Below are 15416 nucleotides of genomic sequence, written 5' to 3' on the forward strand. Positions count from 1 at the left end.
TAGGGAGGACGACAATGAGCAGCCATGGAAAAATCCGCGCCGGCATGGGCGGCTGGACCTTCGAGCCGTGGGACACCTCTTTCTATCCGGAGAAATTGTCGAAGGCCAAGCAGCTCAACTATGCCAGCCGGCAGGTGCCGAGCATCGAGGTCAACGGCACCTATTATTCCAGCTTCAAGGAGCCGACCTTCGTCAAATGGGCAAGCGAGGCACCGGAAGATTTTGTCTATTCGCTGAAGGGCAACCGCTTCGTCACCAATCGCCGGGTGCTCGGCGAGGCCGGCGAGTCCATGATGCGTTTCCTGGGTTCGGGCATCGCGGCACTTGGCGACAAGCTCGGCCCGATCCTGTGGCAGTTCGCGCCGACGAAGAAATTCGATCCGGACGATTTCGAAGCCTTCCTCAAGCTGCTGCCGGAAAAGCAGGACGGCGTTGCACTGCGCCATGCGGTCGAGGTGCGCAACGACAGTTTTGTCGTGCCGGAATTCGCCGCTTTGGCGCGCAAGTACAAGGTCGCAATCGTTTTTGCCGACCACGCCAAATATCCTGATATTGCCGATGTCACCGGCGATTTCATCTATGCCCGGCTGCAGACCGGCAGCGACGACAATCCCGACTGCTACACGCCGAAAGGGCTCGACGAGTGGGCGGCGCGTGCCAAGACCTGGGCGGAAGGCAAGATTCCGGCCGACCTGCGGCGCGCCGATCCCGCGACCGAGGCGCCGGTCCAGGCGCGTGACGTGTTCGTCTACTTCATCACCGAAGGCAAGGTTCGCGCCCCATTCGGCGCCATGGCTTTGATGAAGCGGGTGACAGGCTGACACGCCGAAGCATTTGGAATCGTGGCATCTTCGCCGCCATCGTAACCATATCGATACCTCCTTGCTGCATGAATCCAGTCAGGCCAGGTCGCGGAGATGCGACCGTCGCGGCAAGGAACGAGGGGCATGTCGCTCGACTACAACTCACTTCTGCTGGCAATCGGTTTCTCCGCCGCCTGCCTGAGCCTGACGTTGTTCGGCATCTGGCTGACAGCCCGTACTGAAAAATTTCTGCTGACCTGGGCGATCAGCGCGTTGCTGATCGTCGGCGACGTTTTCATCTACAGGGACTATATCGACGCGCCAGGACGCCTGCTCGGCATGGCAAGTTTCGCCGTGCTCCTCGTCGGTTTCTCGACGATGCTGGGCGCCGCCCACCAGTTCACGTCAGGTCGATCGCCGATCCCGCTCACGGTCCTCGGCAGCGGCATCTCGCTTGCCGTGGCGTTGCCGCCCATGGCGCTTGGGTATGACGGGCTCGGCTTCATGCTCGAGAATTCCTGTGCCGCCCTGCTTCTGTTTGCGACGGCTCATGAATACTGGAAAGGACGCGCCGAGGCGCCCGTCCCGATCATCAGCCTCACGGTGCTCTACTGCGCCACCGCCCTATCCTTCGCGCTCTGTGCCATGGTTCTCGCATGGGACGGCAGATTGGTGCTCGGACATGCGCCGAGCAACTGGGCCGAGGATCTCAGCCTCGTCATCGTCATTGCCAGCATGACCGGTATCGGCGCCCTTTCGCTGGCGCTCAACCAGGGCCGCCTGGCCCGGCATCACCGTCTGGATGCGCTGACCGATCAGCTGACCGGCCTTCTCAATCGGCGCGCTCTGTTCGATCTCAATGGCGGCGCACCGATCGGCGCTTTCACCGCAGTGATCGTGTTCGACCTCGATGGCTTCAAGGCCATCAACGACGAATTCGGCCACGCCACGGGCGATCAGGTACTCAAAGTGTTCGCCGAGGAATTGGCCAGGAATCTGCGCCCGACCGATGTCGCCGCGCGCATGGGCGGAGAGGAATTCGCGCTGGTTCTGAAGCGGACCCTGCCCGAAACGGTGGAGCTTGCCGCCGAACGCATACGCGCCGCCTTCGCCGCGCGCGTCATCGAAACCGAGACGCGTCCCCTGACCTGTACGGTCAGCGCCGGGTTCGCTTTCGGCAGCAAGGAAGGCCTGAGCTTCGACAAGGTTCTCAGCGCCGCCGACAAGGCGCTCTATGCCGCCAAGCGTGGCGGCCGCAACCGCGTCTCGACACTCCGACGCGCGAGCTAGCGGCCGAGCGACCTTTCGCCAGCCCTCAAGCCGTCATGACGATCTCATTGTAGGCATCAAGGTCGACATAGAAGACCTTGGTGATCTCCGCGATCAGTTCGTCGTGGTCGTATCCTTGCGATTTCAGAATGTTGATGGCGGTCATGATGTCGACGCGCTCGGTGAGCCGTCGTTTCTGGTAGTCCTCGACGTAACGTTCCATAGGCTGTCCCTGGTGCCCGAAAAGTTGAAACAACGATCAAATCACAGAAGGGAAGCCGCTCGCATGAAGCGTGATGGCGCGGCCTGCACCTTCCTCTGATCTGCCAATTGAGACTGATACGGAAAGCGGCCGACTCACCAAGGCCAAGCAAAGCCTAGCATGCAATCTTCAGCGCGCCAGGGTTGCAAACGGTGACCTTCGTGATTTTCGTCATCCTTGGGCGTAGCGACGCGAAGCGGAGCGAAGACCCAAGGATCCATGCCGTAACTTCTGAGCGTCGCCACGGTGCAGAGTCCAGGATGGTGTGCGCCGGAAAACGGCTTCTGTTCTTGACCGGTGCACCCTTCGGCGGATGTCATGGCATGGATCCTGGGGTCTGCGCCGCGTCGCTCCGCTCCTTGCTTCGCCCCAGGATGACGACGGGAGAGATGGTTCGGCGAGTCTCGAAGGTTTGCGATTCGCCACTGAGGCTCTAGACGGTCAGGAATTTGCGGACATCCGCCCGGTCGAGGTCTTCCGCCGGGCCGGTGTGGACGATCTGGCCGCGGTCCATGATGTTGACCTCATCGGCCAATTCCCTGCAGAAATCGAGATATTGTTCGACCAATAGCACGGCGATGCCAGCCTGGTCGCGCAGATAGCGGATGGCGCGGCCGATATCCTTGATGATCGACGGCTGGATGCCTTCGGTCGGCTCGTCGAGCACCAAGAGTTTTGGCCGCATCACCAGTGCCCTGCCGATGGCAAGCTGCTGCTGCTGGCCGCCGGAAAGGTCGCCGCCGCGGCGCGCGAGCATCTGCTTGAGCACCGGAAACAGCTCGAAGACATGGCCCGGAATGTTGCGGTCGGCGCGCTTCAATGGCGCGAAGCCCGATTCGAGATTTTCCCGCACGCTGAGCAGCGGAAAGATCTCCCTGCCTTGCGGCACGAATGCGATGCCCGACCGGGCGCGGTCATACGCCGCGCTCCGGTCGAGCGCCTTCCCCTCGAAGGCAACGCTTCCGCTCGTCAGCCGATGGTGGCCGACGATCGATCTCATCAAACTGGTTTTGCCGACGCCGTTGCGGCCGAGCACGCAAGTGATCTTGCCGGCACCGGCCTTGAGCGAGACGCCGCGCAGCGCCTGGGCGGCGCCATAGTGCAGCGTGGCGTTGGAGACTTCCAGCATGGTCAGCGCCTTCTCCAACGCCTGAAGAACGAAAGGTCGAAATGATGGAACGGAACCCGCCAGACCATGATCATCTCCCCAGATAGACTTCGACGACGCGCTCGTCGGCCGAAACGAAATCGAGCGAGCCTTCGGACAGCACCGAGCCTTCATGCAGGCAGGTGACCTTGACGCCGAGCTCGCGCACGAAATGCATGTCGTGCTCGACGACGATGACCGAATGGTCACGCGCGATATCCCTGAGCAGGCGTGCCGTCTCCTCGGTCTCGGCGTCGGTCATGCCGGCGACCGGCTCGTCGACCAGCAGCAGCTTCGGGTCTTGCGCCAAGAGCATGCCGATCTCGAGCCATTGCTTTTGTCCATGGCTCAAATTGGCGGCAAGCTCGTCGCGCTTGTCGCCAAGCCGGATGATGCCGAGGATATCGTCGATCTGCCCCGCCTCGGCCACTGAGCGGCGATGGAACAGCGCCGGGAAGATCGAGCGTGGCCCCTTCAGCGCCAGCATCAGATTCTCCTCGATCGTGTGGCTTTCGAAGACGGTCGGCTTCTGAAACTTGCGGCCGATGCCCATCATGGCGATTTCGGCCTCGTCATGTTTGGTCAGGTCGACCTGGCCGTCGAAGAAAACCTCGCCCTGGTCGGGCCGCGTCTTGCCGGTGACGATGTCCATCATCGTCGTCTTGCCGGCGCCGTTGGGACCGATGATCGCGCGCATCTCGCCCTTGTCGAGCACCAGCGACAGATTGTTGATGGCGCGAAACCCGTCGAAGGAAACCGAGACGCCGTCGAGATAGAGGATGGTATTCGACTTCGACATCGCTCTACTCCGCCGGCTGCGGTTCAGGGCCGGAGGCGGACCAGTCGCCCGGCGTCCTCGCGGCGCTGCGAACGATCTTCGGCGGGGTCGGCACGTCGGGATCGGTGCCGGCCTCCTCGGCGATCGAGGCCGCCCGCAACGCCTTGGCATTGCCGCGCCAGGAATCCCACATGCCGACAATGCCCTTGGGCAGGAACAGCGTGACGGCGACGAACAGCCCACCCAGCGCAAACAGCCAGAACTCCGGCAGCACGCCGGTGAACCAGGATTTGCCGGCATTGACCAGAAGCGCGCCGATGATCGGCCCAACGATGGTGCCGCGGCCGCCGACGGCCGCCCATACCACGACCTCGATCGAATTGGACGGCTCGAACTCGCCCGGATTGATGATGCCGACCTGCGGCACGTAGAGCGCCCCGGCGATGCCGGCCATGACGGCCGAAACGGTGAAGGCGAACAGCTTGACGTTCTCCGCCCGCCAGCCGAGGAAGCGCGTGCGGCTCTCGGCGTCGCGCACCGCCATCAACAGCTTGCCGTATTTGGAGCCGACGATTGCCCAGGTGACGAAGACGGCGAGCGCCAGCGTGACGGCGCTGGCCGCGAACAGCGCCGAGCGCGTCGCGTCGGCCTGCACGTTGAAGCCCAGAATGTCCTTGAAATCGGTCAGGCCGTTATTGCCGCCAAAACCCATGTCGTTGCGGAAAAAGGCGAGCAGCAGCGCGTAGGTCATCGCCTGGGTGATGATCGACAGATAAACGCCGGTGACGCGGCTGCGGAAGGCGAACCAGCCGAAGACGAAGGCGAGCAGGCCGGGCGCCGCAAGCACCATGATCGCGGCGAACCAGAAATGATCGAAGCCGTACCAGAACCACGGCAATTCCTTGTAGTTGAGGAACACCATGAAATCGGGCAGCAGCGGATTTCCGTAGACGCCGCGCGAGCCGATCTGGCGCATCAGATACATGCCCATCGCATAGCCGCCGAGCGCGAAGAAGGCGCCATGGCCGAGCGAGAGGATGCCGCAATAGCCCCAGACGAGATCGAGCGCCAGCGCGAGCAACGCGTAGCAGAGATATTTGCCGGTGAGCGCGACGATATAGGACGGCACGTAGAAGGCACTGGTCGGCGAGACTACGAGATTGAGCAGCGGCACGATGATGGCGACGGCCAAAAGGATGAAGATCGTGATGGCGATGCGGCGGTCGGCACCCGCGGCGAAGAAGCGTCCCGTGATCATGCTTCCACCGCCCTGCCCTTGAGCGCGAACAGGCCGCGCGGGCGTTTCTGGATGAACAGGATGATGAGGACCAGGACGACGATCTTGCCGAGGACGGCCCCGGCATAGGGTTCGAGGAACTTGTTGAGGATGCCGAGCGAGAAGGCGCCGACCAGCGTCCCCCAGAGATTGCCGACGCCGCCGAAGACGACGACCATGAAGCTGTCGATGATGTAGCCCCGGCCGAGATTGGGCGAGACATTGTCGATCTGGCTCAGCGCGACACCGGCGATGCCGGCAATGCCGGAACCAAGCGCAAAGGTCAGCGCGTCCACCCACGGCGTTTTGATGCCCATCGAGGCGGCCATGCGGCGATTGGCGGTGACGGCGCGCATCTGCAGGCCCCAGGGCGTGCGCTTCATCACATAGAGCAACAGGGCAAACACGCAGAGCGAAAAAACCAGGATCCAGAGGCGGTTCCAGGTGATCGCAAGCTGGCCGACATCGAACGAGCCCGACATCCAGGACGGATTGCCGACCTCCTGGTTCGTCGGCCCGAAGATGGTGCGCACCGCCTGCTGCAGGATCAGCGAGACACCCCATGTCGCGAGCAGCGTCTCCAGCGGCCGGCCATAGAGGAAGCGGATGACGCCGCGCTCGATGATGAGACCGACGAAAGCGGCTACAAGAAATGCCAACGGCAGCGCGATGACCAGCGACCAGTCGAACAGGCCGGGAAAGGAATTGCGGATCACCTCCTGGACGACAAAGGTGGTATAGGCGCCGAGCATGACCATTTCGCCATGCGCCATGTTGATGACGCCCATGACGCCGAAGGTGATGGCGAGGCCGATGGCGGCGAGCAGCAGCACCGACCCCAGCGAAATGCCGTACCAGATATTCTGGCCGGCATCCCAGAAGGCCAGCGTCGAATTGATGTTGCCGATTGCCGCTGTCGCCGCGTCCTTGACGGCGCCTTGCGAATTGGCCGCGACCGAGGTGAGCAGCGAGAGCGCATCGCGATCGCCGCGCGCGCCGATCAGGGCGATTGCCGCAAGCTTGTCGGCTTCGGGCCTGTCGGAAACGAGAACCGACGCGGCGCGCGCCTGTTCGAACAGCGCCTTGACGTTTGCATCGGTTTCAGCGGCGATCGCGGCGTCGAGCGGTTCGATGTTCGCGGCATCGGGCGTCTTGAACATAGTGGCGGCGGCGGCGATGCGGACGGCCGGATCCTTGGCGCCAAGCGTCAGTGTGCCCAGCGCATCGCGGATGACGCGGCGCAACGTGTTGTTGACCTTGATCTTGGTGATGTCGGTCTTGGCGGCCTCGCCGGATTTTTCGCCGCTCAACGGGTCGAGGAGTTCGACGCTGTCGCCACCCTCCTTGCCGACGAAAACCAGGGAATCGGCCTTGCGGATGTAAAGGCTGCCCTCCGCAAGCGCTGCAAGCGGGCGTTCGACCAGAGGATCGCCGGTGGCGGCAAGCTCGCGCACCACGGCCTCGGTGGCCGAGAAATTCGCGGCTGTGGCGAATTTGGCGATGATGGCGCGCAGATCGGCCTCGGCAGCGCTCGCCGGCAACAGGGTTGCCAGCAGAAACAGCAGCATCAGGCCGAGAGCGCGCAACAAGATCATCCGTTCAGCTACTCCTGAGGAGTTGGAATTCTGCGTCCGGGCGGACTGGAGGAGGAGCTCGCCCGGACGCTTCGCGGTCCAGGTCGCGGAGAAATCCACGACCGTCAGACCCGGGAGGATCAGTTGGTACCCTTGCCGCCGCACTTGCCGGTGGCGACGTTGAAGTTGCCGCAGGACAGAGGCGCGCGCCAATCGGAGATCAGGTCCTTGGAGTCAGGCAGATAGTCGGACCATTCGTCGCCCATCACCAGGCCCGGCGTCTGCGACACCGTCTCGAACTGGCCGTCGGCCTGGATCTCGCCGATCAGCACCGGCTTGGTGATGTGATGGTTCGGCATCATCGTCGAATAGCCACCGGTCAGGTTCGGCACGGAAACGCCGATCATGGCGTCGATGACTTTGTCTTGATCGGTGGTGCCGGCCTTCTCGACCGCCTTCACCCACATGTTGAAGCCGATATAGTGGGCTTCCATCGGGTCGTTGGTGGTGCGCTTGTCGTTCTTGATGAACTTGCGCCAGTCGGCAATGAACTTCTTGTTCTCGGGCGTATCGACGCTCTCGAAATAGTTCCAGGCGGCGAGATGGCCGACCAGCGGCGCGGTATCGAGACCGGCAAGCTCTTCCTCACCGACCGAGAAGGCCATGACCGGGATGTCCTCGGCCTTGATGCCCTGGTTGCCGAGCTCCTTGTAGAACGGCACGTTGGCGTCGCCATTGACGGTCGAGACGACGGCGGTCTTCTTGCCGGCCGAACCGAATTTCTTGATCGCCGAGACTTCCGTCTGCCAGTCGGAGAAGCCGAACGGCGTGTAGTTGACCATGATGTCCTCGGCGGCGACGCCCTTGGCCTTCAGATAGGCTTCGAGGATCTTGTTGGTGGTGCGCGGATAGACATAGTCGGTGCCTTCAAGCACCCAGCGCTTAACCGAGCCGCCGTCCTCGCTCATCAGATAGTCGACCGCGGGAATGGCCTGCTGATTTGGTGCTGCACCGGTGTAGAAGACATTGCGCTCGCTCTCCTCGCCCTCATACTGGACGGGATAGAACAGGATGTTGTTGAGTTCGGAGAATACCGGCAGCACGGACTTGCGCGATACCGAGGTCCAGCAGCCGAACACCGCCGCGACCTTGTCCTTGGAGATCAGCTCGCGCGCCTTTTCGGCGAATAGCGGCCAGTTGGACGCCGGATCGACGACGACGGCCTCGAGCTTCTTGCCGAGCAGGCCGCCCTTGGCATTCTGCTCCTCGATGAGCATCAGCATGGCGTCCTTCAGCGTCGTCTCCGAGATCGCCATGGTCCCCGACAGCGAATGGAGAATACCCACCTTGATCGTGTCGTCGGCCGCCCTGGCCTGGACGGACATCAACAGACCCGCCGCGACCACGCCCGCCGAAACCATTTTTGTTATTGTCGAGAAATTACCCCTCATATTCCACACTCCCAAGCTGGTTGACTGCACCACACCAATGCAATGCAACCCCCGTGCCAACCGACGGTGTCAGGTGGAAAATGCAGGAATTTTCAAATATTATCAGCCTGTTAGAATATTAGCGACTGGAGATGGGCGGGCGCCGGTTAAAGTTCTGTTGAGAAAAAAATGCGCACTCATGCCTAGATTTTGCCCAAATCCCAAAAATGCCTACTTATTAGGCCGGCCAACCCCAAACACATCGAAGTTGACCGGCAAAGCTGTTGCGGTGCAGCGGTGAGATAGGGCAAGTTCGCCTCGAACAGAGCGACGTCATGGCTTCCAGGATCTCCTGCATTTTCAGCATCACGCTTTTGCTTGCAGCCACCGGGGGGGCGCGCGCCGATTTCAGTGACGGCAAAATGCCGGACGGCACCTATCATTGCGAAGTCTATCTGCTTGGCATGTTTCTCAACCTCGGCGACATCACCATCAAGGGCAACCTCTATAGCGGCCCGGTCACGTTCGGGACCGCTGAGCAGGGCTATAATTATCAGATGGACGCCAATGGCGTGATCACCTGGCTTGGTCCATTGGGCGGCTATACCAGCGGCGGCAACTCGATCTCGCTCACCCAGGCCACTCTCGACGGGCAGACCAGCCCGTCCTTCGACATCATCATGAGGCAGCCCGACGGCGCCTTCACCGCTTCGACCTGCACAAAGGGCTGAACGACGGCGCCCGGCGCCTGCCGGCCGTGCGGCGAAAAGAGTTTCCTCTCATGTCATCGCGGTGTTGCCGAAACGGCTTAGGCAGCGGTGCGCCGTCAACATCCACCCAGAGAGGCAGACAACCATGGCCAACGCACCGTCTTCATCCTCCCCCGTCATTCGCGACGTCATCGCCGCCCGCGTCTCGCGCCGCGAAATGCTGAAAGGCAGCCTTGCATCCGGCGCGCTGATTGCCGGCGGCAGCTTCGTCGGCTCGCTGTTCGCCGGTGAAACGCATGCCGCGGCCGCACTCTCGACGCTCGGCTTTCCCGAACTGAAGCGGGTTTACGACAAGACCCATGCCGCCGCCGATGGTTACGAGACGACGATCGTCGCGCGCTGGGGCGACGCGCTGGCCACCGGCCTGCCGGAGTTCGACGGCAACAAGGTCGCCGCCGACGAGCAGGAGAAGCGCTTCGGCTACAATTGCGACTACATCGCCTTCATGCCGCTGCCGAAAGGCTCGGTCAATTCCGACCACGGCCTGCTCTGCGTCAACAACGAATACATCTCTCCCAATGTGATGTTTCCCGGCATGACCGAGGACGATGCCGGCAAGACGATGAGCAAGGAGCAGGTCGATCTCGGCATGGCCGCGATGGGCCATTCGATCGTCGAAGTGATCCTGAAGGACGGCAAGTGGGGAACCGTCGAGGACAGCCCGCTCAACCGCCGCATCACGGCGACCACGGAAATGACCGTCTCCGGCCCCGCCGCCGGCCATGCGCTGATGAAAACCTCGGCCGACGCCACCGGCACCAAGGTTCTCGGCACCAGTTACAATTGCAGCGGCGGCTTCACCCCATGGGGCACCGTGCTCACCTGCGAGGAAGGCGTTTCCGATATTTTCGGCGGCGATCCGAAGAAGGCGCCTATTGCCGACATCCTCGGTCGCTACGCTTTCGACGGCTCGGACATCTACGGCCGCGCCCGCTTCCATGACCGGTTCGACCTCGACAAGGAACCCAACGAGGCAAATCGTTTCGACTGGGTGGTCGAGATCGATCCTTACGATCCTCAGTCGAAGCCGGTGAAGCGCACCGCGCTCGGCCGCATGTCGCATGAGGCCTCGACCGTCGTCGTCAACAAGGACGGCCGCATTGTCGTCTATATGGGCGACGACGACTATTTCGAATACATTTATCGCTTCGTCTCCAGCAAGGCCTACGACCCGGCGAACCCGGCTTCCGGCAAGGATCTGCTCGATGATGGCGTGCTGTCGGTGGCGCGTTTCGATGCCGACGGCACGATGACGTGGCTGCCGCTGGTGCACGGCCAGGACAAGCTCACCGCCGACAACGGTTTCGCCGACCAGGCCGAAGTGCTGCTCAAGACCCGTTTTGCCGCCGACGCGCTGGGTGCCACGCCAATGGACCGGCCCGAGGACATCGAGACCAATCCGGTGACGGGGCGCGTCTATGCGGTGATGACCAAGAACAAGAAACGCGACCAGTCGAAGGTCAACCCGGCGAATACGCGGCCGGAAAACCTCTGGGGCCACATCGTCGAGCTGATCCCGCCCGGCGGCCGCGGCACCGAGGGCGACCATACGGCCGAAAAATACCAATGGGACCTGTTCGTGCTTTGCGGCAACCCGAAGGAGGCCGCGGTCGGCGCCACCTTCCATCCCGACACGTCGGACAATGGCTGGTTCGTCTGCCCCGACAACATCACCTTCGATCCCGCGGGGCGGCTGTGGGTGGCAACGGATGGCGCCAATGATTTCGACCTGCCTGACGGCGTTTATGGCGTCGACACAGAGGGCGCCGCGCGCGGCTTGCCGAAGCTGCTCTTCACCTGCCCGCATGGCGCCGAGGCGACCGGCCCTTGCTTCACGCCGGACGGCACGACGCTGTTCCTGTCGATCCAGCATCCGGCCGAGGACGCCGAGACGCTCGACAAGGCCGCGACGCTGTGGCCCGACTTCAAGGATGGTCAGCCGCCGCGGCCGTCGGTGGTCGCCATCCGCCGCAAGGATGGGCAGCCGGTCGGCGCATAGTTTTGGCGATTAATGCATGTCGCGCAAAAGTGCGCAGCGGTTTTGCGATAACGACATGCACAAAAGAGTTGAGGCGAAAAAAGGCGCGCGGAACCTTTCGGGCTCCGCGCCAGCAGGCAGTCGGGAGGATACCTCTGGCTAGATGCTCTTCGCCGACATCTGTCCGGCGATGTACTCGGCCTGGCGAATTGCCAGCGACACGATCGTCAGCGTCGGATTTTCGGCGCCGCCGGTGGTGAACTGGCTGCCGTCCGACACGAACAGGTTCTTGATGTCGTGCGCCTGGCCATGCTTGTTGACGACGCCGTCGGCCGCCTTCTCGCTCATCCGGTTGGTGCCGAGATTGTGGGTCGAGGGATAGGGCGGCGTCGGGAAGGTGCGGGTCGCGCCGACCGCCGCGTAGAGCGCCGAACCCTGCTTGTAGGCGTGATTGCGCATCGCTGTGTCGTTGGCATGATCGTCGAAATGGACATTGGCGATCGGCATGCCTTGCTCGTCCTTGATGTCGGCATGCAGCGTGATGCGGTTTTCCGCGCGCGGCATGTCCTCGCCGACGATCCACAGGCCGGCCATGTGGTCATAGTGGTCGAGCGCCGTGGTGAAGGAGCGTCCCCAGCCGCCGGGATCGAGGAAGGCCGCCATGAATGGCAGGCCGAGCGACAGCGTCTCGAACTCATAGCCGCCGACGAAGCCGCGCGACGGATCATGGCGCGCCTCGTCGCGGACGATGCCGGCCATGGTGGTGCCGCGGTACATATGCACCGGCTTGTCGAAAATGGCATAGACCGATCCGGTGGTGTGGCGCATGTAGTTCTTGCCCACCTGCCCCGACGAATTGGCGAGACCGTCGGGAAATTGGCTCGACGCCGAATTGAGCAGCAGACGCGGGCTCTCGATCGAATTGCCGGCCACGGCGACAATGCGGGCCTTCTGCTCCTGCAACTTGCCGTCCTTGTCGGCATAGACGACACCGATGACCTTGCCTGACGCATCGTGGTTGATCTTGATCGCCATGGCATTCGGCCTGACCTCGAGGTGGCCCGTCGCCTCGCCCTTGGGGATCTCGGCATAGAGCGTCGACCATTTGGCGCCCCATTTGCAGCCCTGGAAGCAGAAGCCGGTCTGCTGGCAGGACATGCGGTCGTCGCGGTCGACCGAGTTTATCGCCATGTTGCCGGTGTGGCACTCCTTGTAGCCGAGCTTGTCGGCGCCAGCCTTCAACACCTTGAAGTTGTTGTTGCCCGGCAGCCTCGGCCAGTCATTGGTCCCGGTGACGCCCATCTTGGCTTCGGCCTTGGCGTAGTAGGGTTCCATCTCCGCCAGCGTGATCGGCCAGTCGAGCAGGTTCGCGCCTTCGAGCTTTCCATAGGTCGAAAGCGTCTTGAACTCATGCTCCTGAAAGCGCAGTGAGGCGCCGGCCCAATGCGTTGTCGAGCCGCCGACCGACTTGACGATCCAGGCCGGTAGGTTGGGAAAGTCCTTCGCCACCCGCCAGTCGCCGGAGGTGGTGCGCTTGTCTGTCCAGGCAAGCTGGGCAAAGGAATCCCACTCGTCGTTGATGAAGTCCTCATATTCGTGGCGGGAGCCCGCCTCCAGGATGACGACGTCGACGCCTTTCTGGGCGAGTTCGTTGCCAAGCGTGCCGCCGCCGGCGCCCGAGCCGATGATGACGACCACGCCATCGTTCTTGAGGTCAAATGATGCTGCCATGGTTTCCTCCCATGATGTCTGTCTGATGCGGTTGCGGACGAACGAGGCTCAGAGCCACTCGATGTCGTCGAAACCGCGCGCGATGTAGCCGCCCTTGGAGTAGGATTCGCCCTCGTAGCCGAAGATCGGCCAGACCTCCTTCTGGTTGTAGAGGCCGACAACGAGTCCGCCACGGACCGCCTGGAAGAACGGCGTGCCCTCGATCTGCTTGAGCACGGCGACACGCTGCTCCTCCCAGCCGAGACCGGTGTAGCCGTCCTTGCCCGACTTCAAGTCGAGATCGGCGATGCCCTTTTCGATGAGATCCTTGTGGGCGGGGTCTTTTCCGGCCTGCTCGTCATGCGCCTTGACGGCGATCGCGTAATATTTGTCGGGTACCTGGTCGTGCGGGTAGATGTCGCGCGCCATCTGGATCAATGTCGCCATCGTTTCGGGCTTGAGCGCGGATGTCTCCAGGCCCCAGGCATGTTCCGGGCTGATGACGGCACTGCCTGAAATCACCAACAATGCGCTTGCCCCGCCGCGTTTCAGCAGCTCGCGGCGCGATAGGCCGGGCTTCCTCTCGTAGATCGTGACCATTTGTTCCTCCCTTGCTTGCTATCTGCACCCGAGGGGTGCCGTTGCTGGCGCCGCGCCGGCCGGCGCGGCCGTGATCTCTCCTATTTGAAGCGCCCGCTGCGCTGCAGGACCTCGATCTTGTAGCCGTCGGGATCCTCGATGAAGAAAAAGCGGGCGAGCAGCGTGCCGTCGCGGTTGAACTCGACGATATTCTTCGGGGTGAGCCCGAGCGCGCCGAGCCGGTCGTGCTCGCTGTCCAGATCGGCGACCGAAACCGCGAAATGGCCATAGCCGTCGCCGAGCACATAAGGCTCCTGCCGACCCTTGTTGACGGTCAGTTCGAGCTCGAACGAAGTATCGGCATTGCTGAGATAGAGGAGCGTGAAGGTGTCGAAATCGAGCCGATCGGCAACGTCCAGTCCGAAGGCGCTCCGATAGAAATCGACGGACCGGGCCTCGTCGAGAACCCGGATCATGGTGTGGATCGCCTTCGCCAAATCAGTCTCCGCTGCTGCATGCCTGGGAGCGATTATGAGCGGCGTTGGGAAAAGGTGGTGGCAGCCGGTTACCACGCACCGCCGTCACAAGCCCGATACCATTCCTTCCAAGGACGAAAGTCCGATTGCCGTTTTCTGTTTTCCGACTGAAGATGGCTGGGAGGGACAGGCTCTGTTCAAAGGCGCGAATCGCTGCTGATTGCGCCCAAAACCAACAACAATGGGAGGTAACGATGTGCAGGGTTTTTGCCGGGCAGGATCCGGAGGGCTACCGTCAGATCAACCGCTCGATCCGCATCGATGGGCATTCGACCAGCATCCAGCTCGAGGCAACCTTCTGGGCACTGCTCGACGAGATCGCCGACAGCCAGGGTTTGACGACGCCGAAATTCATCTCGAAACTCTATGATGAGGCTATCGAGATCAATGGCCAGATCCCGAACTTCGCGTCGATGCTGCGCACCACTTGCGCCCTCTATTTGCGCGGGCATCGACCTGGCATGGAAGAGCAGACGGCGCTCAAACGGGAAGCGGCCTAGCTCTCTGTTCCAACATCGAGCGCCAGCCGGGTCAAATCGGTGAAAAGCGCCTGGCGTTCGGAATAGTCGGTTTGCTCGCCGGTCACCACATTGTCGACGACGTTCAGGATCGACAAGGCTCGCGCACCGAAATGCGCCGCGATGCGGTAGAGAGCGCTGGTTTCCATGTCCACGGCAAGCGCGCCTTCAGCCTGCACCTCGGCAAAGCGGGCACGCCCCTCGGGATGATAGAACAAGTCGCTGCAGGCCGTCAGCCCGGCATAATGTTCGATGCCGAGTTCGCCAGCCCTGGCCACAGCGCGGGCAAGCAGCCCCGGATCGGGACCGGCGGCGGCATCGTAGAGCCCGTAGACCTGGCCACTTCCTGCACTTTCCCCGCGAACCGATTGCGAGATCACCAGACTGCGAAGCCCGACCTCGGCGGTCAAGGCGCCACAGGTGCCGGTGCGGATCAGCGTCCTGACACGATGGAAGTCCAGCAATTCGTGTGCGTAGATCAGGAAGGACGAGACACCGATGCCCGTCGTCTGGATGCTGACCGGTCTGCCCCGGAAAAGACCGGTGAAGCCGAGGGCGCCCCGGCGGCGGTTGACGCAGCGCGGCGCCTCGAGAAAAGTCTCAGCCATCCATTCGGCGCGCTCCGGGTCACCCGGCAACAGCACCGTTTCGGCATAATCACCCTTGCCTGCCTCGTTGTGCGGCGTCACGGCATCTACCCCAAATCCCCGCCGCGTTGTCATCGCAATCATGGCAGGCTGGCGTCGATGCGCAAGCTGCGATTGTGAAGCTCCAGTGGCCGGACCT

15 protein-coding genes are annotated in these 15416 nt (G+C 62.4%); 5 read left to right on the forward strand and 10 right to left on the reverse strand.

Annotation, left to right across the window (positions count from 1 at the left end; genetic code table 11):
• Window positions 1–14: 14 nt before the first annotated feature.
• Both MESS4_RS19830 and MESS4_RS19835 read left to right on the forward strand, forming a co-directional pair.
• Complete coding sequence (locus tag MESS4_RS19830) at window positions 15–821, forward strand: DUF72 domain-containing protein (RefSeq protein WP_006334780.1); 807 nt, start codon at window positions 15–17, stop codon at window positions 819–821.
• A 126-nt stretch (window positions 822–947) separates the two neighbouring features.
• Window positions 948–2093 carry a GGDEF domain-containing protein gene (locus tag MESS4_RS19835; RefSeq protein ID WP_006334781.1) on the forward strand — a complete coding sequence of 382 codons (1146 nt, stop codon included), beginning with the start codon at window positions 948–950 and terminating at the stop codon, window positions 2091–2093.
• Window positions 2094–2118: 25 nt separating this feature from the next.
• Here the strand turns inward: MESS4_RS19835 and MESS4_RS32470 are convergent, their stop codons facing one another.
• From MESS4_RS32470 to urtA, 6 genes are all read right to left on the reverse strand, one after another.
• Complete coding sequence (locus MESS4_RS32470) at window positions 2119–2295, reverse strand: hypothetical protein (protein ID WP_006334782.1); 177 nt, start codon at window positions 2293–2295, stop codon at window positions 2119–2121.
• A gap of 472 nt (window positions 2296–2767) precedes the next feature.
• Complete coding sequence (gene urtE, locus MESS4_RS19840; RefSeq protein ID WP_008875994.1) at window positions 2768–3463, reverse strand: urea ABC transporter ATP-binding subunit UrtE; 696 nt, start codon at window positions 3461–3463, stop codon at window positions 2768–2770.
• Between the two features lie 70 nt (window positions 3464–3533).
• Window positions 3534–4280 carry an urea ABC transporter ATP-binding protein UrtD gene (gene urtD / locus MESS4_RS19845; RefSeq protein WP_006334787.1) on the reverse strand — a complete coding sequence of 249 codons (747 nt, stop codon included), beginning with the start codon at window positions 4278–4280 and terminating at the stop codon, window positions 3534–3536.
• A 4-nt stretch (window positions 4281–4284) separates the two neighbouring features.
• Window positions 4285–5517 (reverse strand): urea ABC transporter permease subunit UrtC, encoded by a 1233-nt coding sequence (gene urtC / locus MESS4_RS19850; RefSeq protein WP_006334791.1) that lies wholly within the window; start codon window positions 5515–5517, stop codon window positions 4285–4287.
• Window positions 5514–7130, reverse strand: coding sequence for an urea ABC transporter permease subunit UrtB (gene urtB / locus MESS4_RS19855; protein ID WP_006334792.1), 1617 nt, complete (start codon window positions 7128–7130; stop codon window positions 5514–5516). Before urtB ends, urtC begins: the two co-directional genes overlap by 4 nt.
• Before the next feature lie 119 nt (window positions 7131–7249).
• Window positions 7250–8530, reverse strand: coding sequence for an urea ABC transporter substrate-binding protein (gene urtA / locus MESS4_RS19860; RefSeq protein WP_006334793.1), 1281 nt, complete (start codon window positions 8528–8530; stop codon window positions 7250–7252).
• Window positions 8531–8874: 344 nt separating this feature from the next.
• Between urtA and MESS4_RS19865 the strand changes: the two genes are divergently transcribed.
• Window positions 8875–9270, forward strand: a complete 396-nt coding sequence (locus tag MESS4_RS19865; RefSeq protein ID WP_006334794.1) for a hypothetical protein — start codon at window positions 8875–8877, stop codon at window positions 9268–9270.
• Between the two features lie 124 nt (window positions 9271–9394).
• The gene (locus MESS4_RS19870) at window positions 9395–11308 is read left to right on the forward strand and encodes a PhoX family phosphatase (RefSeq protein ID WP_006334795.1); all 1914 of its coding nucleotides are present in this window, start codon (window positions 9395–9397) and stop codon (window positions 11306–11308) included.
• Window positions 11309–11446: 138 nt separating this feature from the next.
• Here MESS4_RS19870 and MESS4_RS19875 read toward each other — a convergent pair whose 3' ends face one another.
• From MESS4_RS19875 to MESS4_RS19885, 3 genes are all read right to left on the reverse strand, one after another.
• Window positions 11447–13018, reverse strand: a complete 1572-nt coding sequence (locus MESS4_RS19875) for a GMC family oxidoreductase (protein WP_006334796.1) — start codon at window positions 13016–13018, stop codon at window positions 11447–11449.
• Between the two features lie 48 nt (window positions 13019–13066).
• Window positions 13067–13597: a hypothetical protein gene (locus MESS4_RS19880; protein ID WP_006334797.1), complete on the reverse strand. Its 531-nt coding sequence runs from the start codon at window positions 13595–13597 to the stop codon at window positions 13067–13069.
• 80 nt (window positions 13598–13677) lie between these two features.
• Entirely contained in the window at window positions 13678–14073 is a 396-nt protein-coding gene (locus tag MESS4_RS19885) for a VOC family protein (RefSeq protein WP_006334798.1), read from the reverse strand.
• A gap of 233 nt (window positions 14074–14306) precedes the next feature.
• On the opposite strand from MESS4_RS19885, the gene MESS4_RS19890 reads away from it, so the two are divergent.
• On the forward strand, window positions 14307–14612 hold the full coding sequence (locus tag MESS4_RS19890) for a ribbon-helix-helix domain-containing protein (protein WP_006334799.1): 306 nt from the start codon (window positions 14307–14309) through the stop codon (window positions 14610–14612).
• On the opposite strand, the gene MESS4_RS19895 is transcribed toward MESS4_RS19890, so the two are convergent.
• On the reverse strand, window positions 14609–15319 hold the full coding sequence (locus MESS4_RS19895) for a DeoD-type purine-nucleoside phosphorylase (protein ID WP_006334800.1): 711 nt from the start codon (window positions 15317–15319) through the stop codon (window positions 14609–14611). The two genes, MESS4_RS19890 and MESS4_RS19895, sit on opposite strands and share 4 nt — an antisense overlap.
• Window positions 15320–15416 lie beyond the last annotated feature (97 nt).

This window comes from Mesorhizobium sp. STM 4661 (assembly GCF_000359125.1).
In the GTDB taxonomy this organism is placed as follows: Bacteria; Pseudomonadota; Alphaproteobacteria; order Rhizobiales; family Rhizobiaceae; genus Mesorhizobium.